Source organism: Streptomyces sp. BBFR2 (genome assembly GCF_044497305.1).
GTDB lineage: Bacteria > Actinomycetota > Actinomycetes > Streptomycetales > Streptomycetaceae > Streptomyces.
On the sequence record NZ_CP172415.1, the window covers coordinates 5,453,573 to 5,479,933 of the forward strand.

Annotated in this window: 20 protein-coding genes; 14 read left to right on the plus strand and 6 right to left on the minus strand. The window is 72.2% G+C overall.

The genetic code is table 11. The features are described 5' to 3' along the window. Window positions 1-526: 526 nt before the first annotated feature. Both uvrB and ACGH2B_RS22160 read left to right on the plus strand, forming a co-directional pair. Complete coding sequence (uvrB, locus tag ACGH2B_RS22155) at window positions 527-2,662, plus strand: excinuclease ABC subunit UvrB (protein WP_399092601.1); 2,136 nt, start codon at window positions 527-529, stop codon at window positions 2,660-2,662. Between the two features lie 295 nt (window positions 2,663-2,957). Then, window positions 2,958-3,941, plus strand: coding sequence for a TerC family protein (locus tag ACGH2B_RS22160; RefSeq protein ID WP_399092604.1), 984 nt, complete (start codon window positions 2,958-2,960; stop codon window positions 3,939-3,941). Window positions 3,942-4,043: 102 nt separating this feature from the next. Here ACGH2B_RS22160 and ACGH2B_RS22165 read toward each other — a convergent pair whose 3' ends face one another. From ACGH2B_RS22165 to ACGH2B_RS22175, 3 genes are all read right to left on the minus strand, one after another. Then, window positions 4,044-4,700 (minus strand): MBL fold metallo-hydrolase, encoded by a 657-nt coding sequence (locus ACGH2B_RS22165; protein ID WP_399092607.1) that lies wholly within the window; start codon window positions 4,698-4,700, stop codon window positions 4,044-4,046. Between the two features lie 9 nt (window positions 4,701-4,709). Continuing rightward, entirely contained in the window at window positions 4,710-5,441 is a 732-nt protein-coding gene (locus tag ACGH2B_RS22170) for a maleylpyruvate isomerase family mycothiol-dependent enzyme (RefSeq protein ID WP_399092610.1), read from the minus strand. Between the two features lie 258 nt (window positions 5,442-5,699). Beyond that, window positions 5,700-7,283 (minus strand): FAD-dependent oxidoreductase, encoded by a 1,584-nt coding sequence (locus tag ACGH2B_RS22175; RefSeq protein ID WP_399092613.1) that lies wholly within the window; start codon window positions 7,281-7,283, stop codon window positions 5,700-5,702. A gap of 85 nt (window positions 7,284-7,368) precedes the next feature. Between ACGH2B_RS22175 and ACGH2B_RS22180 the strand changes: the two genes are divergently transcribed. Together ACGH2B_RS22180 and uvrA are read left to right on the plus strand one after the other, a co-directional pair. Further along, a complete protein-coding gene (locus ACGH2B_RS22180; RefSeq protein ID WP_399097216.1) occupies window positions 7,369-8,070 on the plus strand; it encodes a TetR/AcrR family transcriptional regulator in 702 nt (233 codons plus the stop codon). 263 nt (window positions 8,071-8,333) lie between these two features. After that, window positions 8,334-11,357: an excinuclease ABC subunit UvrA gene (uvrA, locus tag ACGH2B_RS22185; RefSeq protein WP_399092616.1), complete on the plus strand. Its 3,024-nt coding sequence runs from the start codon at window positions 8,334-8,336 to the stop codon at window positions 11,355-11,357. A 392-nt stretch (window positions 11,358-11,749) separates the two neighbouring features. Here the strand turns inward: uvrA and ACGH2B_RS22190 are convergent, their stop codons facing one another. Together ACGH2B_RS22190 and ACGH2B_RS22195 are read right to left on the minus strand one after the other, a co-directional pair. Continuing rightward, complete coding sequence (locus ACGH2B_RS22190) at window positions 11,750-12,724, minus strand: carbohydrate kinase (RefSeq protein ID WP_399092620.1); 975 nt, start codon at window positions 12,722-12,724, stop codon at window positions 11,750-11,752. Continuing rightward, window positions 12,721-13,803: a LacI family DNA-binding transcriptional regulator gene (locus ACGH2B_RS22195; RefSeq protein ID WP_399092623.1), complete on the minus strand. Its 1,083-nt coding sequence runs from the start codon at window positions 13,801-13,803 to the stop codon at window positions 12,721-12,723. Before ACGH2B_RS22195 ends, ACGH2B_RS22190 begins: the two co-directional genes overlap by 4 nt. A gap of 317 nt (window positions 13,804-14,120) precedes the next feature. Here ACGH2B_RS22195 and ACGH2B_RS22200 point away from each other — a divergent pair, with 317 nt between their 5' ends. Further along, on the plus strand, window positions 14,121-15,122 hold the full coding sequence (locus ACGH2B_RS22200) for a zinc-dependent alcohol dehydrogenase family protein (protein ID WP_399092626.1): 1,002 nt from the start codon (window positions 14,121-14,123) through the stop codon (window positions 15,120-15,122). 140 nt (window positions 15,123-15,262) lie between these two features. After that, the gene (locus ACGH2B_RS22205) at window positions 15,263-15,670 is read left to right on the plus strand and encodes a Rieske (2Fe-2S) protein (RefSeq protein ID WP_399092629.1); all 408 of its coding nucleotides are present in this window, start codon (window positions 15,263-15,265) and stop codon (window positions 15,668-15,670) included. Between the two features lie 181 nt (window positions 15,671-15,851). On the opposite strand, the gene ACGH2B_RS22210 is transcribed toward ACGH2B_RS22205, so the two are convergent. After that, a complete protein-coding gene (locus ACGH2B_RS22210) occupies window positions 15,852-16,787 on the minus strand; it encodes a hypothetical protein (RefSeq protein WP_399092632.1) in 936 nt (311 codons plus the stop codon). Window positions 16,788-17,024: 237 nt separating this feature from the next. Here ACGH2B_RS22210 and ACGH2B_RS22215 point away from each other — a divergent pair, with 237 nt between their 5' ends. From ACGH2B_RS22215 to ACGH2B_RS22250, 8 genes are all read left to right on the plus strand, one after another. Further along, complete coding sequence (locus ACGH2B_RS22215) at window positions 17,025-17,663, plus strand: papain-like cysteine protease family protein (RefSeq protein ID WP_399092636.1); 639 nt, start codon at window positions 17,025-17,027, stop codon at window positions 17,661-17,663. Between the two features lie 4 nt (window positions 17,664-17,667). Next, entirely contained in the window at window positions 17,668-18,507 is an 840-nt protein-coding gene (locus ACGH2B_RS22220) for a hypothetical protein (RefSeq protein WP_399092639.1), read from the plus strand. 192 nt (window positions 18,508-18,699) lie between these two features. Next, window positions 18,700-20,781, plus strand: a complete 2,082-nt coding sequence (gene uvrC / locus ACGH2B_RS22225; protein WP_399092642.1) for an excinuclease ABC subunit UvrC — start codon at window positions 18,700-18,702, stop codon at window positions 20,779-20,781. A gap of 71 nt (window positions 20,782-20,852) precedes the next feature. Further along, window positions 20,853-21,743, plus strand: coding sequence for an RNase adapter RapZ (gene rapZ / locus ACGH2B_RS22230; protein WP_143939888.1), 891 nt, complete (start codon window positions 20,853-20,855; stop codon window positions 21,741-21,743). Next, the gene (yvcK, locus tag ACGH2B_RS22235) at window positions 21,740-22,795 is read left to right on the plus strand and encodes a uridine diphosphate-N-acetylglucosamine-binding protein YvcK (RefSeq protein WP_399092645.1); all 1,056 of its coding nucleotides are present in this window, start codon (window positions 21,740-21,742) and stop codon (window positions 22,793-22,795) included. Before rapZ ends, yvcK begins: the two co-directional genes overlap by 4 nt. After that, window positions 22,786-23,775 carry a DNA-binding protein WhiA gene (gene whiA, locus ACGH2B_RS22240; protein ID WP_030282946.1) on the plus strand — a complete coding sequence of 330 codons (990 nt, stop codon included), beginning with the start codon at window positions 22,786-22,788 and terminating at the stop codon, window positions 23,773-23,775. Before yvcK ends, whiA begins: the two co-directional genes overlap by 10 nt. 228 nt (window positions 23,776-24,003) lie before the next feature. Further along, on the plus strand, window positions 24,004-25,008 hold the full coding sequence (gene gap, locus ACGH2B_RS22245; protein ID WP_399092648.1) for a type I glyceraldehyde-3-phosphate dehydrogenase: 1,005 nt from the start codon (window positions 24,004-24,006) through the stop codon (window positions 25,006-25,008). Between the two features lie 141 nt (window positions 25,009-25,149). Beyond that, window positions 25,150-26,361, plus strand: coding sequence for a phosphoglycerate kinase (locus tag ACGH2B_RS22250; protein WP_399092651.1), 1,212 nt, complete (start codon window positions 25,150-25,152; stop codon window positions 26,359-26,361).

A 26,361-nucleotide genomic window follows, 5' to 3' on the forward strand; every position in this document is an offset into this window, starting at 1 on the left:
TTCGTCACCCTTAGCGCCTCTGACCGGTTTTGGCCTTACCGGAAGACCGGAGGGTGTGACTCCGGATCACGGGTGGGACACCGGACGGCCACGGGGGAGGGTGAGGCCCGCGGGGTCCGACGGATCAGGCCGCCGCGGGGCGGCTCCGGGGGCGCCCGGGCCCCGGCCCTACGCCTGTGCGCCGGGCGTGCGCACCCGTCCCCTCCGTCCCGCCGACCGCTCCCTGCTGTCCGACCCCTTCGCCGGGCACCTCTGCCGGCGCGCCCGTCCGTGCGGTACCCGCCCCGTACCGCCCGTCTCCCGCGCCCGCCGCGCTCGCCGAGGGAGAGGGGCGGGCCGTTGCGCCGTACGGGCGTGTGCTCCGGAACCGCGTGTGGCCCGGCGGCCGCCCCGGGGTCGTCCGGCGGGCCGGGCGTACCGCGCGGCAGCCGGGACGTCCCGCGCCGACGGCCCGCCCACCGGATGAACGCGCTGGTCGGACGGGTTTCCCGGCCGGATGTCAGTGGTGGGTCGTACGGTGGTTTCCATGCGGCCCGTATCGAAGATCGAACGCACGGTGGCGCCTTTCGAGGTCGTCAGCCCCTATCAGCCCAGCGGCGACCAGCCGGCGGCCATCGCCGAGCTGGAGCAGCGCATCCGCGGCGGTGAGAAGGACGTCGTCCTGCTGGGCGCGACCGGCACCGGAAAGTCGGCGACCACCGCGTGGATGATCGAGAAGCTGCAGCGCCCGACGCTCGTCATGGCGCCCAACAAGACCCTCGCGGCCCAGCTCGCCAACGAGTTCCGCGAGCTGCTGCCCAACAACGCCGTCGAGTACTTCGTCTCCTATTACGACTACTACCAGCCCGAGGCGTACGTCCCGCAGTCCGATACGTACATCGAGAAGGACTCCTCCATCAACGAGGAGGTCGAGCGGCTGCGCCACTCCGCGACGAATTCCCTGCTCACCCGGCGGGACGTCGTCGTGGTCGCGTCGGTGTCCTGCATCTACGGCCTGGGCACCCCGCAGGAGTACGTCGACCGCATGGTGCCGCTCAAGGTCGGCGACGAGATCGACCGCGATCAGTTGCTGCGCCGCTTCGTCGACATCCAGTACACCCGCAACGACGTGGCGTTCACCCGCGGCACCTTCCGGGTGCGCGGCGACACCATCGAGATCTTCCCGGTCTACGAGGAGCTGGCCGTCCGGATCGAGATGTTCGGCGACGAGGTGGAGGCGCTGTCGACGCTCCATCCGCTGACCGGCGAGGTGATCAGCGAGGACCGGGAGCTCTACGTCTTCCCCGCCAGCCACTACATCGCCGGTCCCGAGCGCATGGAGCGCGCCATCGCCGGGATCGAGGCGGAGCTGGCCGGCAGCCTCGCCACCATGGAGAAGCAGGGCAAGCACCTGGAGGCCCAGCGGCTGCGGATGCGCACGACCTACGACATCGAGATGATGCGCCAGGTCGGCTCCTGCTCCGGTATCGAGAACTACTCCATGCACATGGACGGCCGCGAGCCCGGCTCCGCGCCGAACACCCTGCTGGACTACTTCCCCGACGACTTCCTGCTGGTCATCGACGAATCGCATGTGACGGTGCCGCAGATCGGCGCGATGTACGAGGGCGACGCCTCGCGCAAGCGGACCCTCGTCGAGCACGGCTTCCGGCTGCCGTCCGCCATGGACAACCGCCCGCTGAAGTGGGAGGAGTTCCTGGAGCGCATCGGCCAGACCGTCTACCTCTCCGCGACCCCGGGGAAGTACGAGCTGGCGCGGTCCGACGGCTTCGTGGAGCAGATCATCCGCCCGACCGGGCTGGTGGACCCGGAGGTGGTGGTCAAGCCCACCGACGGGCAGATCGACGATCTGGTCCACGAGATCCGGGCCCGGACGGAGAAGGACGAGCGCGTCCTCGTCACGACCCTCACCAAGAAGATGGCCGAGGACCTCACGGACTACTTCCTGGAGCTGGGCATCCAGGTCCGCTATCTGCACAGCGACGTCGACACCCTGCGCCGGGTGGAGCTGCTGCGCGAGCTGCGGGCGGGCGAGTACGACGTCCTGGTCGGCATCAACCTGCTCCGTGAGGGGCTGGACCTCCCCGAGGTGTCCCTCGTCTCCATCCTGGACGCCGACAAGGAGGGCTTCCTGCGGTCCGGTTCGGCGCTGATCCAGACGATCGGACGGGCCGCGCGGAACGTCTCCGGCCAGGTCCACATGTACGCCGACAAGATCACCCCGGCGATGGAACGGGCGATCGACGAGACCAACCGCCGCCGGGAGAAGCAGCTCGCCTACAACAAGGCCCACGGCATCGACCCGCAGCCGCTCCGGAAGAAGATCGGCGACATCGTGGCGACCCTCGCGCGCGAGGAGATCGACACCCAGGAGCTGCTGGGGACGGGCTACCGCAAGGGCGACTCCGGGGCGCCGGCCAAGGCGCCCGTCCCGGAGCTGGGCGGCAAGGCGGCGAAGGGCGGCAAGCGCGCCAAGGCGGGCAAGGCCGCGGCGCCGACCGACCGGCCCGCCGCCGAGCTGGCCGAGCTGATCGAGGAGATGACCGAGCGGATGCGGGCCGCCGCCGCGGACCTCCAGTTCGAGGTCGCGGCGCGGCTCCGGGACGAGGTCGGCGAGCTGAAGAAGGAGCTCCGTCAGATGCGGGAGGCCGGTGTGAGCTGACCGCCGGGTGCCGTACCGCCGCGCGCCAGGCCCCGCCGGGCGCGCGGCACACCCGCTTCACCGCACGAGAGACCGGCACCCACCAGCGGTTTTTACCTTTCCATTTACTTTCCCTTGGTCTTCTTTTACTCTTGCTTCGCGGAGGGGAGTATTCCTGCAACGACGTCCCCGTCATCACGGATCACGAGTGTGACGCGATCCCGGGGCGGCGGCCCGGCGGCCTTCGGGAGCCGGGCGGAAGAGACCTCCGGCAGCCACGACGCTGTACGTGCCGTTCGACTCTGCCGGAGGAGCAGTGGACGTTTCCCTGACCCTGTGGGTGCTGACCATCCTCGGTCTCAGCGCCCTGATCGCCGCCGATTTCTTCATCGGCGGCCGTACCCCGCACGAGGTCTCCCTCAAGGAGGCCGGAATCTGGACCGGCGTCTGGATGACGCTCGCCGCGCTCTTCGGACTCGGGCTGCTGCTGTTCGGCGGCAGCGGTCCGGCCGGTGAGTTCTTCGCCGGATTCATCACCGAGAAATCCCTGAGCGTCGACAACCTCTTCGTCTTCGTCCTGATCATGGCGAAGTTCGCGGTCCCGGCCGTCTACCAGCAACGGGTGCTGATGGTCGGCGTACTGATCGCGCTCGTGCTGCGGGCCGGTTTCATCGGCGCCGGCGCCGCGATCATCGCCAACTTCTCGTGGGTCTTCTACCTCTTCGGCGCGTTCCTCATCTGGACCGCGTGGAAGCTCGTCAAGGAGGCCATGGCCGGTGAGGAGGACGAGGAGTTCGAGGAGAACCGCTTCCTGAAGACCGTCGAGAAGCGCTTCCCGTCGACGGACGTCTACCACGGCACGAAGCTCTTCGTCGTGGAGAACGGCAAACGGCTGATGACGCCGATGCTGATCGTCATGCTGGCGATCGGCACCACCGACGTCCTCTTCGCCCTGGACTCCATACCGGCGATCTTCGGCCTCACCCAGGACCCGTACATCGTCTTCACGGCCAACGCCTTCGCCCTGATGGGGCTGCGGCAGCTCTACTTCCTGATCGGCGGGCTGCTCAAGAAGCTGGTCCACCTCTCGTACGGGCTGTCGGTCATCCTCGGCTTCATCGGGGTGAAGCTGGTGCTGCACGCGCTGCACGAATCGGGGGTCGCGGTCCCGGAGATCAGCATTCCGGTCTCGCTGGGCGTCATCTGCGCGGTCCTCGTCGTCACCACCGTCACCAGCCTCCTCGCCTCCCGGAAGCAGACGGAGCGGGAAGCGGAGCAGCGGGACACCGCGGGCGTCTGACGGCGCTGCCGTACGGGCCGGGGCGTCCGGCCACCGGACGGCAACGGCGGGCCCCGCACGCCGGAGCGTGCGGGGCCCGCCGCCCGGGATACGCGGGCGCGGCTACCAGCCGCGCCCGCGCCACTCGGCGAGATGCGGGCGCTCCGCGCCGAGCGTGGTGTCGGCGCCGTGCCCCGGATAGACCCATGTCTCGTCGGGGAGCTGATCGAAGAGCTTGGCCTGGACACCGTCGATCAGGCTCGTGAAGCGCTCCGCGTCGCCCCAGGTGTTCCCCACGCCGCCAGGGAAGAGGCAGTCCCCGGTGAACACATGGGGAGCGCCGTGCGGGTCGTCGTAGATCAACGCGATGCTGCCCGGGGTGTGGCCGACCAGATGCCGTGCGGTCAGCTCGACCCGGCCGACGCGCAGCACGTCGCCGTCGTCGACCGGTACGTCCGTGGGCACCGGAATGCCCTCGGCGTCGTACCGCCCCGCGTACGTCCGGGCGCCTGTCGCGTCGACGACCTCGCGCAGGGCGCCCCAGTGGTCACCGTGCCGGTGGGTGGTGACCACCGAGGCGATACCGCTGTCGCCGATCAGGGCGAGCAGGGTGTGCGGCTCCGCCGCCGCGTCGATCAGCAGTTGCTCATCGGTCGCCCGGCACCGCAGGACGTAGGCGTTGTTGTTCGCCGGACCGACCGCGACCTTCGAGATCATCAGGTCGGTCAGCTCGTGCACGTCGGCCGGTCCGCCGACCTTCACTGCTCCGCTGTAGGCCATGACGCCAGCTTAGAGCGGGGGTACGACGGGCAGCGCGCCGCCGTCGACGGTCAGCTCGTCCGGCTCACCGCGCCCGGTGAGCCAGCCCAGCAGCGCGGTGGCGGGACCCGTCACCACCAGCGGCGAGGCGCCCTCGGCTGACTGCCCGGTGCGCCGCGACCGTCCGTCCGCCGTGCGCAGCTCCAGTGCCGGAAGCCCCGGGTGGCCCGCGAATTTCACGCCGGTCAGGAAGTCCAGCTCCGCGTCGGTGAAGGCGGCGGGCAGCCGGTCGAGGGTGTAGCCGATCCCCAGGTCGACGTGGTGCAGCTCCACCTCGCCGAGCCGTCGCAGCGGCAGCCGGTCGGCGCGCTCCGTCACGCCGTTGCGCATCTCCACCCGGAATCCCCACCGGTCCGCCGGGAGCGCCCGCGCGGCGGCGGTGAACCGCTCCCCGCTCTCCCGCAGGTCGTCCAGATGTGCCGCCAGCGGGCGGACCGCGTCCCGCCGGATGTCGGCGGTACGGGTCTCGGCGTCGGCGTACATCGGTGTGGGGACGTCCGTATGCGCCCAGGTGAAGAGGTTGACCAGGGCGTCCGCGTTACGGGACAGATGGGCCAGGACGTGGCCGCGGGTCCAGTCGGGAAGCAGGGACGGTTCGGTGACCGCGGCATCGTCGAGACCGGCGACGGCGGTCAGCAGCCGCTCGGTGGCCTCGTTGACGGCGGCCACATCGTGCGCGAAATCAGGCGCGTTATCGGTCATGCCCCGACGCTAACGCCGCGGACGCGGCTGCGGGAGACCGCCGGAACCGGCCACACCGCTCCCCCGCGCGCCCCGGGACGAGACCGGTGCGCCCGGGGGAGCCCGGCCACGTACGGGGTACGCCGAGGGCGCGGCGCCACGGCTCACCAGGCCCGGGGCCGGTACGCGCCGATCGCCGCCCGGGGCCGCACCGCGCGCGCCATCCCGGAGTGCGCCCCCTTCCTGAGGAGTGCGCCCCGCCTGCCATCGGGTGCGCCGCTATACCGCGGCCTCGCGGGGGGCGCCGAACCACCGCAGCAGCGCGTCGTCCAGCCCGTCCGGCGACACCGGGGAGCCGTCCCCCGGGGCCGCCACGGCCCACGCCGTACAGCCGTCGGGTCGTATCAGCAACGCGGCGGGCGCGGGCCCGGTGGGGCGGACGGTGAGTACCCGCAGCCGGTCCGTGTGGCCGGCGGCGCGGGCGCGCAGCGCGGCGTCGTCCGCCAGGTCGAGCAGCAGACCGTGCCCGGAACGCAGATGGTCGCCGAGCCGGGTGCCGTCGGAGAACAGCAGGTCGGGGGCGCTGCGGCCGATCAGGGGATGGTCGCCGGGCAGATCCACGCGGTGCAGGACGCCGGAGATCCGCTTCACGAAGAAGGCGGTCGCCTCGGCGGTCCCGGCCAGCTCCGCGAGGACGCCGCGCAGCGCCCGGGCGTGCGACTCCGGCCGCATCAGCGCCACCTGGGCCCGCGTCCAGTCCAGCACCCAGGCGCCGAGCGGGTGCCGCTCCGCCGTGTACGTGTCCAGCAGGCCCTCCGGGGCCCATCCCCGGAGCGTCGCGGCCAGCTTCCAGCCGAGGTTCACCGCGTCGCCGATGCCGAGGTTCAGCCCCTGGCCGCCGAAGGGCGCGTGCACATGGGCGGCGTCCCCCGCCAGCAGCACCCGTCCCTTGCGGTACTCGGGGACCTGCCGGGCGTTGTCCGTGAAGCGGGTCGCCGACAGCACCTTGGTGACCGTGACGTCGACGCCCGAGGTGCGCCGCAGCGACGCCTGCAGCTCCGCCGCGGTGACCGGCGCCCCGCGGTCGGCGGGCGGGCCGTCGAACTCCACGGTGAGCATCCGCCCCGGCATCGGCCCGTACGCGTAGACGCCGGTGTCCGTGCCGTTCCACCCGGTCTTCAGGCCCTCGCCGCCGGTCATCTCGACGAGCGCCTGCCGGCCGGTGATCTCCGGTGCGGTGCCCGGGAACGGGAAGCCCGCGAGCCGCCGGACCGTGCTGCGCCCGCCGTCGCAGCCGACCAGCCACCCGGCGCGCAGTGTCCCGCCGGTGGTGTGGACGGTCACGTGGTCGGCCGCCTCGTCGAAGCCGGTCAGCTCCACGCCGCGGCGGACGGTGACGCCCAGCTCCGCGGCGCGGTCGGCGAGCAGCCGCTCCAGCTCCGCCTGGGGGACGAGATGGATGCCCTCGACGGCACCGGCGGCGCGGAAGTCCGGGTCCTCGGGGTCCAGCAGATCGCCGTGGAGCATGATCCCCGCGAAGTGCCCGGCGAAGCGCGGCGGCCGTACCGGACCGTCCCCGTCCGCCACCCCCCGCTGCCGCCGGAACGACGCGAACCGCTCCAGGGCCGCGCGCTGCACCTCCTCCAGGGCGGGCAGCAGGCCGCGACGGTAGAGGGCCTCCGCGGTCGGTGTGTTGATCGCTCCGGCCTTGATGGTGGTGTCCACCTCCGTCAGCCGCTCCAGAACCACGACGCCGACCTTCGCCAGCGCGAGTTCGCAGGCCAGCATCAGCCCCACCGGCCCGCCGCCCGCCACGACGACCTCCGTGTCCGGTCCGGTGCCCGTTGCGGTGTCCGTGCGCATGTCCCACCCCTGTCCGTATCGCTTACCGAACCAAGAGTGTAGTGACTAAAAAAATAGGGCAAGTAAAATATCGCCCATGGGAGCGATGGGAACGGTGAGCGAGGGGCGCGCGGGCGGACCGGCGGGCGTGGATCCGGAGGAAGCGGGCCTCACGCTGCGGGAACGCAAGAAGCGGCGGACGCGGCAGCGGATCTCGGGCGAGGCGACGCGGCTGTTCATCGAGCGCGGCTTCGAGCAGGTCACGGTCGCCGAGGTGGCCACCGCCGCCGAGGTCTCCGCGATGACGGTCTTCAACTACTTCCCGCGCAAGGAGGACCTCTTCCTCGATCGCGTGCCGGAGGCCGCCGGACTGCTCGTTCACGCGGTACGGGACCGGGGGCCGGGCGAGGCGCCGCTCGCCGCGCTGCGGCGGCTCGCGACCGGGCTGCTGGCGTCCGGGCACCCGCTGGCGCAGGTGGGGGAGGGGTTCGGGAGCTTCTGGCGTACGGTTCTCGACTCGCCCGCGCTGCGGGCCCGGGGGCGCGAGGTCCTGGAGGAGCTGGAGGAACTGCTCGCGGTGGAGCTGGGCCGGGCCACCGGTGCGGCGCCGGGCGATCCGGAGCCCCGGCTCGCGGCCGCGCTGATCGCGGCCGGGTGGCGGGCCGCGTACGCGACAGCGGTGCGGCGGCAGCTCGACGGTGACCCCGCGGAGGCGGTCGCCGTTGAGCAGGCGGAGGTGCTGGAGCGCACTTTCGACGCGCTGGAACGTGCCCTGCCGGTGCTCGGCGGGGAGCGACGGCCCGGCTGACCTGCGCGGGTGCGGGCGGGGCCGGAGGTGGCGGTGATCGGGAAGGATCCGGCGCCGCCACACGTTCGAGTGAAGCGGGGCAACGACGACCAGAATTCGAATGCGCGTGCTATAGGCTCGTGCGTGGCATCACTCAGACAGTGCCGTGGCGGTCCCCATACCCTGGGAAGGGGTTCCGCTCCGCTCCGCCGCCTCCGCTCATCACCGGGCGGCGGACGCGGTCCCGCGGCTCCCCGCCCACTCCAAGAAAGGTGCCGACCGGCGTGGCCGACCGTCTCATCGTCCGTGGCGCTCGCGAGCACAATCTCCGCAACGTCTCGCTCGACCTCCCCCGCGACTCCCTCATCGTCTTCACGGGGCTCTCCGGGTCGGGCAAGTCCTCGCTCGCCTTCGACACGATCTTCGCCGAGGGGCAGCGGCGCTACGTCGAGTCGCTGTCCTCCTACGCCCGGCAGTTCCTCGGGCAGATGGACAAGCCCGATGTGGACTTCATCGAGGGGCTCTCCCCCGCGGTCTCCATCGACCAGAAGTCGACGTCCCGCAACCCCCGCTCGACGGTCGGCACCATCACCGAGGTCTACGACTACCTCCGCCTCCTCTTCGCCCGTATCGGCAAGCCGCACTGCCCCGAGTGCGGCCGCCCGATCGCCCGGCAGTCGCCCCAGGCCATCGTCGACAAGGTGCTGGAGCTGCCCGAGGGCAGCCGCTTCCAGGTCCTCTCGCCGCTGGTCCGCGAGCGCAAGGGCGAGTTCGTCGACCTCTTCGCCGACCTCCAGACCAAGGGGTACAGCCGTGCCCGGGTCGACGGTGAGACGATCCAGCTCGCCGAGCCGCCGAAGCTGAAGAAGCAGGAGAAGCACACCATCGAGGTGGTCGTCGACCGCCTGACGGTGAAGGAGACCGCCAAGCGCCGGCTGACCGACTCCGTCGAGACCGCCCTCGGGCTCTCCGGCGGCATGGTTATCCTCGACTTCGTCGACCTCGACGCCGACGACCCGCAGCGCGAGCGGATGTACTCCGAGCACCTCTACTGCGCCTACGACGACCTCTCCTTCGAGGAGCTGGAGCCCCGCTCCTTCTCCTTCAACTCCCCCTTCGGCGCCTGCCCGGACTGCACCGGCATCGGCACCCGGATGGAGGTCGACCCGGAGCTGATCGTCCCCGACGAGGACCGCTCGCTCGACGAAGGCGCCATCCACCCCTGGTCGCACGGCCACACCAAGGAGTACTTCGGCCGTCTGGTCGGCGCGCTCGCCGACGCCCTCGGGTTCCGTACCGACATCCCGTGGGCCGGACTGCCGCAGCGCGCCAAGAAGGCCCTGCTCAACGGCCACCGCACGCAGATCGAGGTCCGCTACCGCAACCGCTACGGCCGTGAGCGCGCCTACACCACGCCGTTCGAGGGCGCGGTGCCGTTCGTCAAGCGGCGCCACAGCGAGGCGGAGAGCGACAGCAGCCGCGAGCGCTTCGAGGGGTACATGCGCGAGGTGCCCTGCCCGACGTGTGAGGGCACCCGGCTGAAGCCGATCGTCCTCGCGGTCACCGTGCAGGGCAGGTCGATCGCCGAGGTCGCGGCCATGTCGATCAGCGACTGCGCCGACTTCCTGCGCGAGATGACGCTCAACGCCCGCGAGAAGAAGATCGCCGAGCGGGTCCTCAAGGAGGTCAACGAGCGGCTGAAGTTCCTGGTCGACGTCGGTCTGGACTACCTCTCGCTCAACCGCGCCGCGGGCACCCTCTCCGGCGGCGAGGCCCAGCGCATCCGGCTCGCCACCCAGATCGGCTCCGGTCTGGTCGGCGTCCTCTACGTCCTCGATGAACCGTCGATCGGCCTCCACCAGCGCGACAACCACCGGCTGATCGAGACGCTGGTGCGGCTGCGAGACATGGGCAACACCCTGATCGTCGTCGAGCACGACGAGGACACCATCAAGGTCGCCGACTGGGTCGTGGACATCGGTCCCGGCGCCGGTGAGCACGGCGGCAAGGTCGTGCACAGCGGCCCCATGCAGGAGCTGCTGGCCAACAAGGAGTCGATCACCGGCCAGTACCTCTCCGGCCGGCGGTCCATCGTGACGCCGGAGATCCGGCGCCCCGTCGATCCGGCCCGCTGCCTGACGGTGCGCGGCGCCAAGGAGAACAATCTCCGCGACATCGACGCCTCGTTCCCGCTGGGCGTGCTGACCGCCGTCACCGGAGTCTCCGGCTCCGGCAAGTCCACGCTGGTCAACGACATCCTCTACACCCACCTGGCGCGTGAGCTGAACGGTGCCAAGACGGTGCCCGGCCGGCACACCCGGGTGGACGGCGACGACCTCGTCGACAAGGTGGTCCACGTCGACCAGTCGCCCATCGGCCGTACACCGCGCTCCAACCCGGCGACGTACACCGGGGTGTTCGACAACATCCGCAAGCTCTTCGCCGAGACGATGGAGGCGAAGGTCCGCGGCTATCTGCCGGGGCGTTTCTCCTTCAACGTCAAGGGCGGCCGCTGCGAGAACTGCTCGGGCGACGGCACGATCAAGATCGAGATGAACTTCCTGCCGGACGTGTACGTGCCGTGCGAGGTCTGCCACGGGGCGCGCTACAACCGCGAGACGCTGGAGGTGCACTACAAGGGCAAGTCCATCGCCGAGGTGCTGGACATGCCCATCGAGGAGGCGCTGAGCTTCTTCGAGGCGGTGCCGGCCATCGCCCGTCACCTCAGGACGCTGCACGACGTCGGTCTGGGCTATGTCCGCCTCGGCCAGTCCGCGCCGACCCTCTCGGGTGGTGAGGCGCAGCGCGTCAAGCTGGCCAGCGAACTCCAGAAGCGGTCCACGGGCCGCACGGTCTACGTCCTGGACGAGCCCACCACCGGGCTGCACTTCGACGACATCAGCAAGCTGATCACGGTGCTGTCCGGGCTGGTCGACAAGGGCAACACGGTCATCGTCATCGAGCACAACCTCGATGTGATCAAGACCGCCGACTGGATCGTCGACATGGGTCCCGAGGGCGGCAACGGCGGCGGCATGATCGTCGCCGAGGGCACCCCCGAGCAGGTCGCCTCCACCCCGGCCAGCCACACCGGCAAGTTCCTGCGGGACATCCTCGGCGACCGGGTCAGCGACGCCGCCACCTCGGGTGCCCTCGCTGCGGCGAAGCCCGCCAAGAAGCCGGCGGCGAAGAAGGCGACCGCCAAGACCACCGCCGCCAAGGCCACGGCCAAGAAGACCGCCGCCAAGAAGACCGTGGCGAAGACCACGGCGAAGAAGGCGACCACCAAGGCCCGCCGGTCCTCCTGACACCGCGCCGGCACACGGGCCGCCGCCCCCACGCTCCCCGGAGCGAGCAGGGCGGCGGCCCGTCCGTCTACCACTGCTCCGAGCCGACCGCACCGCCCCGCTGATACCTGCGGGGGAGATCCGGCCGCACCATCCCGCAGATATCCGCGGGGGAGCCCCGGCCGTGTCGCACCTCCCGTACGGCCCCCGTACGGCCCGTACGAACACGACCGAACCGAGGGCCGCACACAGCCCCGAGCACCACAGGAAACCCGCATGCCGCCCCCGGCCCCGGGCACCCCTGGCCCCGGGCACCCGCGGCCCCAGGCACCCGCGGCCCCGGAAATCCACAGCCCCAAGCACCCCCGGCCCGGCGCACCTCACGGCCGCAACGCGGCCCGATCCCCGGTGCGTTACCGCGTCAGTTCCGAGGCCCACGGCGGCTCGGCGCCCGCGCGGGCGCAGGTGAGGGCGGCCGCGCGCGCCGCGAAGGTCAGGATGTCGCGCCAGTCGTCGGTGCCGAGCGTGGTCAGAGCCGCGCGGGAGAGCGCGTCGTGGCCATGGAGCCGGTGGAGCAGCGCCGCGTTGACGGTGTCCCCCGCGCCGATGGTGTCCACCACCGGGCCCCGCACCGCGGGCACCGACACCGCGGAGCCGCCCTCGGTCCACACCGTCAGCCCGTCGCCGCCACGGGTCAGCACCACCGCGGCGGGCCCGGCGGCCAGCCACTCCCGGACCGCGGACTCCACCACGGAACCGTCACCGTCCCCCGCCCCACAGCTCTCCTCCGCCCCCGCGAGCCACCGGGCGTCCTCCTCCGACAGCTTCAGCAGCGTCACGTAGGGGAGCCAGGAGCGGAACCGGGCACGGTAGGCCGCCGGATCGGGGATCAGGGCGGGCCGGACGTTCGGGTCCAGCGCGGTGAAGAGCCCGCGTCCGGCCTCGCGCCGCAGCAGCGTCTCGTACGCCGTCGCGCCCGGCTCCAGCACCAGCGAACAGGTGCCGAAGGAGAGCGCGCGCACCGCGTCGGGCAGCGCCTCCGGCACGGTGAACAGGCGGTCGGCGGTACCGTCGGCGTAGAAGCCGTAGCCCGCCGAACCGCCGGGGGAGATGTCCGCCACGGCCAGCGTGGTCGGCTCGTCCCCCCGCTGCACCAGCGTGGCCTCCACCCCGGCCGCGTGCAGACCGTCGAGGAGCGCGGTCCCGAAGGTGTCCCGGGAGAGCCGCGAGCAGAAGGCGACCGCGGAGCCGAGGCGGCCCAGGGCGATGGCGGTGTTGTACGGTCCGCCCCCGCGCCGGGGCAGCAGGGCGGGCAGTTCCTCCTCGGGAGAGCCGCCGCGCGGCGCGGGGACGAGGTCGATCAGTGCCTCACCGGCGACAACGATCACGGGGCGGACTTCCTTCCGTCGGTGGCCGGGGCGGTCGGTGGCGCCGTGCCCGGCCGGGGGGTGGTGACGGCGCCGTCAGGGGGTTCGGGGCAGCCGCACGAGGTGCGGTGTGCCAGCGTGCACGGCAGCCGCAGGGTGCGCGGCGCCCGCCCGGGGTCGGCCAGCCGGTCCAGCAGCAGCCGGACCGCCGCCGCCCCGATCTCCTTGCCGGGCTGGGCGACGGCGGTCAGCCGGGGCGTGAACAGATCGGCCCAGGAGAAATCGTCGAAGCAGGCCAGCGCCACGTCGTGCGGCACCCGTAGTCCACGGGTGCCCAGGGCGCGCAGCGCGCCGATGGTCATCGCGTTGTTGGCGGTGACCAGGGCGGTCGGCGGGTGGGCGGCGGCCAGCACCTGATGGGTGGCGGCCTCGGCGCCCGCCGCCTCGGAGTTGCCGCCGGCCAGCAGCGCCGGGTCGTTCGGCAGCCCGCGCGAGCGGAGCCCCGCGCGGTATCCGGCGACGCGTTCGGTGGTGGTGCTCAGCCCCGGCAGCCCGGCGATCAGCCCGATACGGGTGCGCCCCAGGTCGGCGAGGTGTTCGACGAGTTGCCGCATGGGCGCGGTGTTGTCGGCGCACACCTGATCGTGGGCGTCGCCGGCCAGCCGGTCCAGGAAGACGGCGGGCACGGACCGGCGGGTCAGATAGCCGACCATCTCCGACGGCTCGGCGGACGGCGCGACGATCACGCCGTCCACCCGCCGCTCGTGCAGCAACTGGACGACCTTCCGCTCGTGGACGGGGTCGTCGTGCGGATCGGCGAGCAGCAGGCCGTACCCCGCCTCCAGCGCGCTCGCCTCGACGCCCTGGAGGATCTCGGTGAAGTACGGATTGCTGATCGGGGAGACCGCCAGCCCGATCGAGCGGGTCCGGGCGGTCACCAGCGAACGGGCCAGCGTGTTGGGGGTGTAGCCGAGTTCGTCGATGGCGCGGAGCACTGCGGCGCGGGTGGTGTCACGCACCGGACGGGTCCCGTTGAGGACGTGCGACACCGTGGCGACGGAGACCCCCGCGTGCCGTGCCACGTCGGCCATCGTCGTCATCCGGCTCTTCCTTCCGAACGTGCGGCGCCGTGGCCGGGTGCCGCGGCGGTTCCGGCACCGCGGGGGCGCGCGGCCGGGCACCGGGCGCCCCGTACGGGCCCGCCCCGTACGGGCCCGGGTGCGTGGCCGGGAAGGCTCCGGCCGTCCGCCGCCGCGGGCGGCGTACGGCGCGGGAACCGGGCATGGGTGCGGGGGTCGGGGCGGTGCACCCGCCCACCGTAGCGGTCCCCGCACTGGCGCGTAAACGCTTGCGTAAGCGTTTACGCGCGGGCTACCTTCCCGGCATCGAACCCGCACGACGTCGTGAGGAGGCGCCGATGCGCGCTCTTGTGGTCACCGAACCGGGCACCCCCGACGGCATCGCCGTCACCGAGGTGCCCGATCCCCGTCCGGGGCCAGGTGAGGTGCTGGTGCGCGTCGCGTCCTGCGGACTGTGCGGTACGGACATGCATCTGCTGGACGGTGAACTGCCCGCCGCGCGCTACCCGTTGATCCCCGGGCACGAACTGACCGGCGAGGTCGTCGAGTTGGGTGAGGGGGTGACCGCCCCGGCCGTCGGCACCCGGGTCGCGGTGGATCCCAACATGCCGTGTGGCACCTGCCATTACTGCCGGATCGGCCGCGGCAACCTCTGCGCCGACTACCGCGCCGTCGGCGTCACCCGGAACGGTGGCTTCGCCGAACTGGTCGCGGCGCCCGCGAGCTGCGCGTACGCACTGCCCGACGGGCTCTCGGCGGCCGCCGCCGGGCTCGTCGAACCGCTCTCCTGCGCGGTGCACGGCCTCAACCGGCTGCCCCGCCGCCCCGGGGAGCACTACCTGATCTACGGCGCCGGGACGATGGGCCTGATGATGGCCGCGCTCGTCCGGACCGCCGGCGCCGCCTCGGTATCGGTGGTCGACCTCAACGCGGACCGGCTGGCCTTCGCCGAGTCGTTCGGCGTGGACGCGGCGGTGACCGACGCGAGCGCCCTGGGGCGGGCGCCCGGTTTCGAGGTGGTGATCGACGCCACCGGGGTCGTCGCGGCCATCGAGGACGGTCTCGGACGGGTCCGGCGCGGCGGGACGTTCCTCCAGTTCGGCGTCGCCGATCCGGCCCGTACGGCGTCGTTCTCGCCGTACCGCGTCTACCACCACGAGATCGACATCCTCGGTTCGATGGCGGTGCACCACAGCTTCGGGCCCGCGATCGACGTGCTGGCGGCCGGACTGGACCTCGACCCGCTGGTCAGCGATGTGCTGCCGCTCGACGACGCCGCCGAGGCGGTACGCCGCTTCCGCTCGGGCACCTGCCGGAAGATCCACCTGACGCCCGCCTGACACGGCCGGACCGGAACTCCCGGCCCTCCGCCCACGGACGTCCCACGCCGGCCCGGCACGGCCGGACGGGAGGCGCCGAGGGGGTGCCGGTAGGGTCGGGAACCGGTAGACGCCGACCCCGTGACACCTCTGGAGCAGCCATGAGCCAGCCACCCGCCCGCCGAACCGTCCTGCGTGGCGCCGCGCTGGTGGGCGCCGCGGGCTTCGGGGTGGCGGCGTGCTCCGGCGGTGCGCAGAAGGACAACGGCATGCCCGACAAGGCGATCGCGCTGGGAGACGCCGCCGACGTCCCGGTGGGCGGCGCCAAGCTCTACCGCGAGAACCGGCTGGTCGTCTCGCAGCCCTCCGAGGGCACGTTCAAATGCTTCAGCGCCAAGTGCACCCACGCCGGCTGCGTGCTCTCCCAGGTGACCAAGGAGGAGGGCGACTGCTCCTGCCACGGCAGCCGCTTCGACGTCACCACCGGTCAGGTCCTCCAGGGCCCGGCCACCGAGCCGCTGCCGGAGATCCCGGTCAGGAACAAGGGCGGCAAGCTGATCGTGGGCTGAGACGGGGCGCCCGGCAGGCGCGCTCCTGGGCGCCCGTCCGGTGGCTCATGTCTGTGAGGCGGGGCGCACCGATCAGCAGTGTGCGCCCCCTTCGCCGGGGCGCGCGGACCGGCCGCTCACGCCCCGGCGCGGACCGTCCCCGGCGCCGGGCACGCCGCCGCTCGGGGCGCCGTCCGGCCGCTCACCCCCAGTCCCACGCGATCCCCACGATCCCGGGCCGTACGCCCTGTTCCACCAGGTGGACGGCGCGGTGGCGGCCGCTCAGTGTCAGCTCCTGGCGGCCGGCGGGCGGGGCGCCGGCCGAGGAGCGGGTGAAGCGGCGGCACCGTACCGGGAGCGCCGTCTCGTCGAAGCGCACCTGGAGGACGTACTGTCCGCCGGCGAAGCGGAAGCCGCGGAAGTACTCGGCGCTGGGGCCGCCGGTGCCGTCCTCGAAGGCGTAGCCGAAGACGTGGGTGTCGCCGGCGCGCAGCCGGGTGTCGAACAGCAGCTCCGCGACCACCACCCCGGCCTCGGCGTCGCCGCGTACCCGTCCCAGACGGCAGTTCTCCGCCGCCCGGACCGTGACCCGGGACGGATCGCAGCCCACGTCACCGCGGTGGATGGCCACATAGCGGTCCACACCGTCCCGGTGCGCCCGGACCACCTGGAGCGATTCGCGTTCGCCCAGCTCCCGCCGGGGGCCGATGCGGACCCGCTCGTGGTGGCCCACGGTGTGCAGCCCGTCGTCGGCGGGGGTCTCCAGCTCGGCGAAGAGCTGCTGGAGCGCGTCGGCGGGCTCCACCAGCGCGCGGTACGAGCGCGCCGACGGGCGGTCGCCGTCCCGGGCGCCGCCCTCCGGGACCAGCAGCCGGTGCAGTGACCGCTCGGGCAGCTCCAGCACCTCCTCCAGGGCGCGCACCGCCCGCAGCGACTCGGGACGCTGCGGGCGCCGGGCGCCCTGCTGCCAGTAGCTCAGGCTCGTCACGCCCACCTTGATGCCGCGCTGCGCGAGTTTGTGCTGCACCCGGTTGAGCGCCAGACCGCGGACGCTCAGCGCGCTGCGCAGGGCCAGGTGGAAGGGGCCGGTCCGCAGCAGTTGCGCCAGCTCGGCCGTCTCGGGAGTGTTCCGTGCCATCTCTCAACCTCCGGCGCGCGGGTGAACGTTCACTACCGGATCGCACGGCGCGCGCCCTGACCGCGAATTCACTGCGGTACGCCGGGCACCGGCCGTTCACACCCGGGCCCGTCCGTCCACACCCCCATGTCACCCCGCATTGAAGCGTGTTGACCTGCCTGCGACAACACCCGATGCTCCTTCGCAGCATCCGGATGCGCTCCTCCACACCCCACCGCCCCGTTCGGGAGGAACGCCATGTCCCGTCCCCGCACCGTACGCCGCAGACGGCTGCCGGCCGCCGCGCTCGCCGCCGTCGCCCTCACCGCCTTGCCCGCCGCCTCCGCCACCGCGGCGCCCGCCGCGCCCCGTTCGTCCACCGCGTCCGCCACGGCGCACCGGGCCGCCCCGCGCGCCGCCGCGAACAGCCTGGACATCGCCATGCAGGCCCAGGAGAACAGCAACTGGTGCTGGGCCGGCTCCGGCAGCACCATCGCCGCCTGGTTCGGCAGGAACTACAGCCAGAACCAGTTCTGCAACGCCGCTTTCGGGCGCCCTCAGAACACCGACTGCCCCAACGACCAGGCCACCTTGGGCAACGTCCAGAACGCCTTCGACTGGATGGGCCTCAACCCCGGCTCGTACGTCAGCGGCTACCTCAACTACGCCACCGTCCGCGGCGAGATCGATGCCCGGCGCCCCGTCGAGACCCGCATCCAGTGGGCCTCCGGCGGCGGTCACATGCACGTCCTCTACGGGTACGACGCCGACCGCAACTGGGTGCGCTGGGGCGACCCCTGGCCCTCCAACAACCGCTACAACTGGGGCGATTACGGCTACTACGTCAACGGCAGCGACTTCTCCTGGACCCACTCCCTCTACCGGATAGGAGCCTGAGGCCATGACGCAGCGCACCGCCCTCAGGGCCGCGGCCGCCGGCGCCCTCGCCACCCTGCTCTGCGGCTTCGCCGCCCAGACCTCCTGGGCCGCCGTGCCCGCGCCGCCCGCGGCGCCGTCCCGGGCGAGCGTCACCGCCGCGCACGAGGCCGCCGCCGCCCCCGCCACGGTCGCCACCCTCGCGCAGTTCTTCGCCCACGACGGCTCCCTGACCGCGGCGAAGGCCGCCCCGCGCGTCGGGGACCGCACCGTTCCGGTCTACACGCTGTCGCCCGACTTCGTCCGCCGTACGCCCGGCGCCCCCGTGGCCCGGCTGGACTTCCTCGCCACCGGAGCCGTCGCCTCCGACGGCCGCACCGCCTCGGTGTGGACGGTCCGGCGCGGCGGCTCCTGGAAGGTCGTCAACATCGCCACCGGGGACGACGAGACCCGCGCCGCCGCGGCCGGATCCCGCCTCGCCGCCGGGGGCACCGTCTTCCACGAACCGCAGATCAACGCCTGGTACGTCCAGCAGGGCGACCGCATCCGGCCGCTCGGCGCCGAGGCGCGCGAGGCCATCGGCGACCGGGGCACCACGGTCGCCGCCTACCAGCGCCGGGTCGCCGCCGCCTACGGCGACAAGCTCCCCGGCTCCGCCTACGACCGGCGCGGCGAGGCCGGCGGCTACGGCGCCCCCGCCGCGGCGGAGCACCCCGCGCCGCGGACCGGCGCCCGGGAGCGGACCGCCGCCGCGGCCGGTGACACCGTCCCGGTGACCGCCGCCTCGGCCGTCGCGGGCGCCGCCGCCCTGGTCGCCCTGGGCCTGACCGGCGCCACCGCGGTACGCCGCCTGCGCCGCCGCTGACCGGGCGCCCCGTCCGTCCGCCTCCCCGCGGCGGGCGGGGCGCCCCGCCCGCCGCGGGGAGGCGGACGGCCCGGCAACATCCCCGGGCCGTGCCCCCCCCGCGCGCCGCCCTCCCCGGACCCGCCGCCGCGGTCCCGCCCCCGCCCCGCACGGGCCCGCGGATTGTCAGTGGCGGTCAGTAGGGTGGTGGTCATGGCAGACCCCAGCAGCTACCGACCCAAGCCGGGACAGATCCCCGACTCGCCGGGGGTCTACAAATTCCGCGACGAGCACGGCAGGGTCATCTACGTCGGCAAGGCCAAGAGCCTGCGCCAGCGCCTGGCCAACTACTTCCAGGACCTGGCCGGCCTCCACCCCCGCACCCGCACGATGGTCACCACCGCCGCCTCCGTGGAGTGGACCGTCGTCTCCACCGAGGTCGAGGCGCTCCAGCTCGAATACAGTTGGATCAAGGAATTCGACCCGCGTTTCAACGTCAAGTACCGCGACGACAAGAGCTATCCGTACCTCGCGGTCACCCTGGGCGAGGAGTTCCCCCGCGTCCAGGTGATGCGCGGCGCCAAGAAGAAGGGCGTCCGCTACTTCGGCCCCTACGCCCACGCCTGGGCCATCCGCGAGACCGTCGATCTGATGCTCCGCGTCTTCCCCGTCCGCACCTGCTCCGCGGGCGTCTTCAAACGCTCCGCGCAGATCGGCCGCCCCTGCCTGCTCGGCTACATCGGCAAGTGCGCGGCGCCCTGTGTGGGCCGCGTCTCCCCCGAGGAGCACCGCGAACTCGCCGAGGACTTCTGCGACTTCATGGCCGGCCGCACCGGCGCCTACCTCCGCCGCCTGGAGCGCGCCATGCAGGAGGCCGCCGAGGAGATGGAGTACGAGCGCGCCGCCCGTCTGCGGGACGACATAGGGGCGCTCAAGCGGGCCATGGAGAAGAGCGCCGTGGTCCTCGCCGACGCCACCGACGCCGACCTCATCGCCGTCGCCGAGGACGAGCTGGAGGCCGCCGTCCAGATCTTCCACGTCCGCGGCGGCCGGGTCCGCGGCCAGCGCGGCTGGGTCACCGACAAGGTCGAGGCCGTCACCACCGCCGGTCTCGTCGAGCACGCCCTCCAGCAGCTCTACGGCGAGGAGCGCGGCGACGCGGTCCCCAAGGAGGTGCTGGTCCCGGCGCTGCCCGAGCCCGTCGAGCCCGTTCAGCAGTGGCTCTCCGAGCGCCGCGGCTCCCAGGTCTCGCTGCGCATCCCGCAGCGCGGCGACAAGAAGGACCTGATGGCCACCGTCGGCCGCAACGCCCAGCAGGCCCTCGCGCTCCACAAGACCAAGCGCGCCTCCGACCTGACCACCCGCTCCCGCGCCCTGGAGGAGATTGCCGAGGCCCTCGGGCTGGACGCGGTGCCGCTGCGTATCGAGTGCTTCGACATCTCCCACCTCCAGGGCGACGACGTCGTCGCGTCCATGGTGGTCTTCGAGGACGGTCTCGCCCGCAAGAGCGAGTACCGCCGCTTCCAGATCAAGGGCTTCGAGGGCCAGGACGACGTCCGCTCGATGCACGAGGTCATCGGCCGCCGCTTCCGGCGCTACCTCCAGGAGAAGCAGAGGTCGGGGGAGTGGACGGAGGAGCCCGCCGCTCCCGAGGAGGGCAACGGCGAGGCCGGTGCCGCCGACCGCGCCGAGGCGGCGTCCGGGGAGCCGGACCCGATGGCCGGCCGCCCCACGGACGAGGAGGGCCGCCCCAAGCGGTTCGCCTACCCGCCGCAGCTCGTCGTCGTCGACGGCGGCGCCCCCCAGGTCGCCGCCGCCCGCCGCGCCCTGGACGAGCTGGGCATCGACGATGTCGCCGTCTGCGGTCTGGCCAAGCGGCTGGAGGAGGTCTGGCTGCCGGAGGAGGACGATCCGGTCGTCCTGCCGCGCTCCAGCGAGGGCCTCTACCTCCTCCAGCGCGTCCGCGACGAAGCCCACCGCTTCGCCATCCGCTACCAGCGCACCAAGCGCGGCAAGCGGCTGAAGTCCTCACCGCTGGACGCCGTGGCCGGGCTGGGCGAGAGCCGCCGCCAGGCGCTGCTCAAGCACTTCGGCTCGCTCAAGAAGCTCCGGGCGGCCACGGTCGAGGAGCTGTGCGAGGTCCCCGGCGTCGGCCGCAAGACCGCCGAGTCGGTCCTCGCCTCACTGGCCGGTGCGACACCCGCCGGGCCCGCGGTGAACACCGCCACAGGAGAGATCATTGAGGATGACGGGGCCGCCCCGGCCACGTTGTCATCGGAACGGGGGCGGGATTGATGAGCACACCGCACAACACGCACGAAACCGCGACATCCGAGAAAGACGGTGCACAGGTGAGTACGGGCACGATGCGCGAGTCCGACCAGGGGGAGAGCGCCGCCATCCCCGAACTGGTGATCATCTCCGGTATGTCCGGCGCCGGCCGCTCCACCGCGGCCAAATGCCTGGAGGACCTCGGCTGGTTCGTCGTCGACAACATTCCGCCCGAGCTGATCCCCCCGATGGTCGACCTCGGCGCCCGCTCCCAGGGGAACGTCGCCAAGATCGCCGTCGTCGTCGACGTCCGCGGCCGCCGCTTCTTCGACAACCTCAAGGAATCCCTCGCCACGCTCGACGCCCAGAACGTCAAGCGCCGCATCGTGTTCCTGGAATCCTCCGACGAGGCACTGGTCCGCCGCTTCGAATCGGTCCGCCGCCCGCACCCCCTCCAGGGCGACGGCCGGATCGTCGACGGCATCGCCGCCGAGCGTGACCTGCTGCGCGAGCTGCGCGGCGACGCCGACCTCGTGATCGACACCTCCAGCCTCAACGTCCACGAGCTGCGCGCCAAGATGGACGCCCAGTTCGCCGGCGAGGAGGTCCCCGAGCTGCGGGCCACGGTCATGTCCTTCGGTTTCAAGTACGGCCTGCCGGTCGACGCGGACATGGTCATCGACTGCCGCTTCATCCCCAACCCGCACTGGGTCCCCGAACTGCGCCCCTTCACCGGCCTGAGCGAAGAGGTCTCCGACTACGTCTTCGACCAGCCCGGCACCAAGGAGTTCCTCGACGGCTACGCCGACCTGCTCCGCATCGTCGCCGAGGGCTACCGCCGCGAGGGCAAGCGCTACGTCACCATCGCCGTCGGCTGTACGGGCGGCAAGCACCGCTCCGTGGCGATGTCCGAGAAGCTCGCCCGCCGCCTCGTGGGCGAAGGGGTGGAAACCGTCACCGTCCACCGCGACATGGGGCGCGAGTGACCGGCCGTGCCCTGCGGCTGCGCCGCGTCCGCAAGCTGGTCCCCGGCGCCCGCCCGCACAAGGGGACACCCAAGGTGGTGGCGCTCGGCGGCGGCATGGGACTCTCCGCGTCGCTGACCGCGCTCCGCCGGATCACCGGCGATCTGACCGCCGTCGTCACCGTCGCCGACGACGGCGGCTCCAGCGGTCGCCTCCGTGACGAGCTGGGCGTGCTGCCCCCGGGCGATCTGCGCAAGGCGCTGGCCGCCCTGTGCGGCGACGACGACTGGGGCCAGACCTGGGCGCGCGTCATCCAGCACCGCTTCCAGAGCGGCGGTGAGCTGCACGACCACGCGGTCGGCAACCTCCTCATCGTCGCGCTGTGGGAACAGTTGGGCGACCACGTCCAGGCGCTCGACCTGGTCGGCAAGCTGCTCGGCGCGCACGGCCGGGTGCTGCCCATGTCGGCGGTCCCGCTGGAGCTCCAGGCCCAGGTCCGCGGGCACGACGCGGCGCGGCCCGAGGAGGTCACGACCGTCCGCGGCCAGGCCACCGTCGCGCTCACCCGCGGTGAGGTGCAGTCCGTCCATGTCGTCCCCGAGGCGCCGCCGGCCGTCCCGGAGGCGGTCGCCGCGGTGCGCGACGCCGACTGGGTGGTGCTGGGCCCCGGCTCGTGGTTCTCCTCCGTCATCCCGCATCTGCTGGTGCCGCAACTGCGCGAGGCGCTGGAGGAGACCAAGGCGCGCAAGGTCCTCTCGCTCAACCTCGCGCCGCAACCCGGCGAAACCGATGGCTTCTCCCCGCAGCGTCATTTGGAGGTTTTGGCCCGACACGCCCCTAAACTCGCCTTCGACGTGGTGCTGGCCGACCGGGACGCCGTGCCCGACATCGAGGGTCTGACGACTGCCGCCAAGCAGCTCGTCGGCAGCGAGGTCGAGCTGGCGGCGGTCGCCGCCCGGGGCGACGCCGCCCGGTCGCCGGGCGGCGCCCCCGACCGGCACGACCCCGAGCTGCTGGCCGCCGCGTACGACCGTATTTTTCGGATGCATGGAAGGATCGGCCCATGGCGATGACGGCAGCGGTGAAGGATGAAATCTCCCGGCTCCCCGTCACCCGGACCTGCTGCCGGAAGTCGGAGGTCTCGTCGATCCTGCGGTTCGCGGGCGGTCTGCACCTGGTGAGCGGGCGCATCGTGATCGAGGCGGAGCTGGACACGGGCATCGCGGCCCGCCGGCTCCGCAAGGACATCCTGGAGATCTTCGGGCACTCCTCCGACCTGGTGGTGATGGCCCCTGGCGGGTTGCGGCGCGGCAGCCGGTACGTCGTCCGGGTGGTGGCGGGCGGTGATCAGCTCGCCCGTCAGACCGGACTGGTCGACGGCCGCGGCCGCCCGATCCGCGGCCTGCCCCCGCAGGTGGTGTCCGGGGCGACCTGCGACGCCGAGGCGGCCTGGCGCGGGGCCTTCCTCGCCCACGGTTCGCTGACCGAGCCGGGCCGCTCCTCGTCGCTGGAGGTCACCTGCCCCGGCCCCGAGGCGGCGCTGGCGCTGGTCGGCGCGGCGCGGCGGCTGGGCATCGGCGCCAAGGCGCGCGAGGTCCGCGGGGTGGACCGCGTCGTGGTCCGGGACGGCGACGCGATCGGCGCCCTGCTGACCCGGCTCGGCGCCCATGAGTCGGTGCTGGCCTGGGAGGAGCGCCGGATGCGCCGCGAGGTGCGGGCCACCGCCAACCGCCTCGCCAACTTCGACGACGCCAACCTCCGCCGCTCGGCCCGCGCCGCGGTCGCCGCCGGAGCCCGGGTCCAGCGGGCCCTGGAGATCCTGGGCGAGGAGGTCCCCGAGCACCTCGCGGCGGCCGGGCGGCTGCGGATGGAGCACAAGCAGGCGTCCCTGGAGGAGCTGGGCGCCCTCGCCGATCCGCCGCTCACCAAGGACGCGGTGGCCGGCCGGATCCGCCGTCTGCTGGCGATGGCCGACAAGCGCGCGCAGGACCTCGGCATCCCCGGCACCGAGTCGAATCTCACCGAGGAGCTGGCCGACGGAATGGTCGGCTGACCCCGTCACAGCATGCGTGAAAACCTGCTCCATCGCAGGTCAGAGGCGGTTTGCCCCCGGTGTCCGAGGTGATGCCGGGGGCTTTGCGTCTCCGGTGGTGAGTGTGCGGTGGCGGCCGATGTCAATGTCACGTATGTCTCGCAATGGGGGTAGGGTCGAAGTCGGTCGGGGACATCCCATACAGCTCGCCGGTATCGCTGCCGGCGCACCAACGAGGAGATCGGTTTCGTGACGATCCGCGTAGGCATCAACGGATTCGGCCGCATTGGTCGCAACTACTTCCGCGCGCTCCTGGAGCAGGGTGCGGACATCGAGATCGTCGGTGTCAACGACCTGACCGACAACGCCACCCTGGTCCACCTGCTGAAGTACGACACCATCCTGGGCCGCCTCAAGCAGGACGTCAGCCACACCGACGACACGATCACCGTCGGCAACATGACGTTCAAGACCATGGCGGAGCGCGACCCCGCCAACCTCCCGTGGGCCGAGCTGGGCGCCGACATCGTCGTCGAGTCCACCGGCATCTTCACCAAGCGTGCCGACGCCGCCAAGCACCTCGCCGCCGGCGCCAAGAAGGTCCTGATCTCCGCGCCCGCCAAGGACGAGGACATCACCATCGTCATGGGCGTCAACCAGGACAAGTACGACGCGTCGAAGCACGACGTCATCTCCAACGCCTCCTGCACCACCAACTGCGTGGCGCCGATGGCCAAGGTCCTCCTGGAGAACTTCGGCATCGTCAAGGGCATGATGACGACGGTCCACGCCTACACCAACGACCAGCGCATCCTCGACTTCCCGCACAAGGACCTGCGCCGTGCCCGCGCCGCGGCGGAGAACATCATCCCCACCACCACCGGTGCCGCGAAGGCCACCGCGCTGGTGATCCCGGAGCTCGCCGGCAAGCTGGACGGCATCGCCATGCGCGTGCCGGTCCCCACCGGCTCCGTCACCGACCTCGTCATCGAGCTGGAGCGCGAGGTCACCAAGGACGAGGTCAACGCCGCCTTCCAGAAGGCGTCCGAGGGCCAGCTCAAGGGCATCCTGGAGTACACCGAGGACGCGATCGTCTCCTCGGACATCGTCAACTGGCCGGCGTCCTGCACCTTCGACTCCTCCCTGACCATGGTCCAGGGCAAGAGCGTCAAGGTCATCGGCTGGTACGACAACGAGTGGGGCTACTCCAACCGCCTGGTGGACCTGACCTCCTTCGTCGGCGGTCAGCTCTGATCTCCACCGGCTGAGGCCGGCGGGTGCCCCGTGCCACGGGCGCCCACGCACCGAGATGTACGGTCGGGGCTCGTACGACGCGACGACGCGTCGTACGAGCCCCGAGCCATGGCTGATCTGATGCAACGGAGTCATTCCTCAATGAAGACGATCGACGAACTCATCGCCGACGGGGTCGGGGGCAAGCGGGTGTTCGTCCGCGCCGACCTGAACGTGCCGCTCGACGGCGCGACCATCACCGACGACGGCCGTATCCGCGCCGTCCAGCCGACGATCGCCAAGCTCGCCCAGAACGGCGCCAAGGTCATCGTCGCCTCCCACCTGGGCCGCCCCAAGGGCGCCCCGGACCCGGCGTTCTCGTTGGCCCCCGCCGCCGCCCGGCTCGGCGAGCTGCTGGGCCGCGACGTCGCCTTCGCCACCGACACGGTCGGCGACTCCGCCCGCGCCACCGTCGCCTCCCTGGGCGACGGCGAGGTCGCCGTGCTGGAGAACCTGCGCTTCAACCCCGGCGAGACCAGCAAGGACGACGCCGAGCGCGGCGCCTTCGCCGACCGGCTGGCCGAGCTGGCGGACCTCTACGTCGGCGACGGCTTCGGAGCCGTGCACCGCAAGCACGCCTCCGTCTACGACCTCCCCGCGCGCCTCCCGCACGCCGCCGGCGACCTGATCGCCACCGAGGTCGCCGTCCTCAAGCGCCTCACCGAGAACGTCAAGCGCCCCTACGCCGTGGTACTCGGCGGCGCGAAGGTCTCCGACAAGCTCGGCGTCATCGACCACCTGCTGGAGCGCGCCGACCGCATCCTCATCGGCGGCGGCATGGCATACACCTTCCTCGCCGCCCAGGGCCACGAGGTCGGTATCTCGCTGCTCCAGAAGGACCAGATCCCGGCCGTCCAGGGCTACCTGAAGCGGGCCGAGGAGAAGGGCGTGGAGTTCGTGCTCCCCGTCGACGTGCTGGTCTCCGCGGACTTCCCGGACCTGAAGACGAAGGCCCCGGCCAACCCGGACACCGTCGCCGCGGACGCCATTCCGGCGGACAAGGAGGGCCTGGATATCGGCCCCCGCACCCGCGAGCTGTACGCCGCGAAGCTCGCCGACGCGGCCACCATCTTCTGGAACGGCCCGATGGGCGTCTTCGAACACCCCGATTACGCGGGCGGCACCAAGGCCGTCGCGCAGGGACTGCTGGACTCGTCCGCCTTCACGGTCGTCGGCGGTGGTGACAGCGCCGCCGCGGTCCGTCAGCTCGGCTTCGACGAGAATGCTTTTGGCCACATTTCGACCGGCGGCGGCGCCAGCCTCGAATACCTCGAAGGCAAGACGCTCCCCGGCCTCGCCGCTCTGGAGGACTGA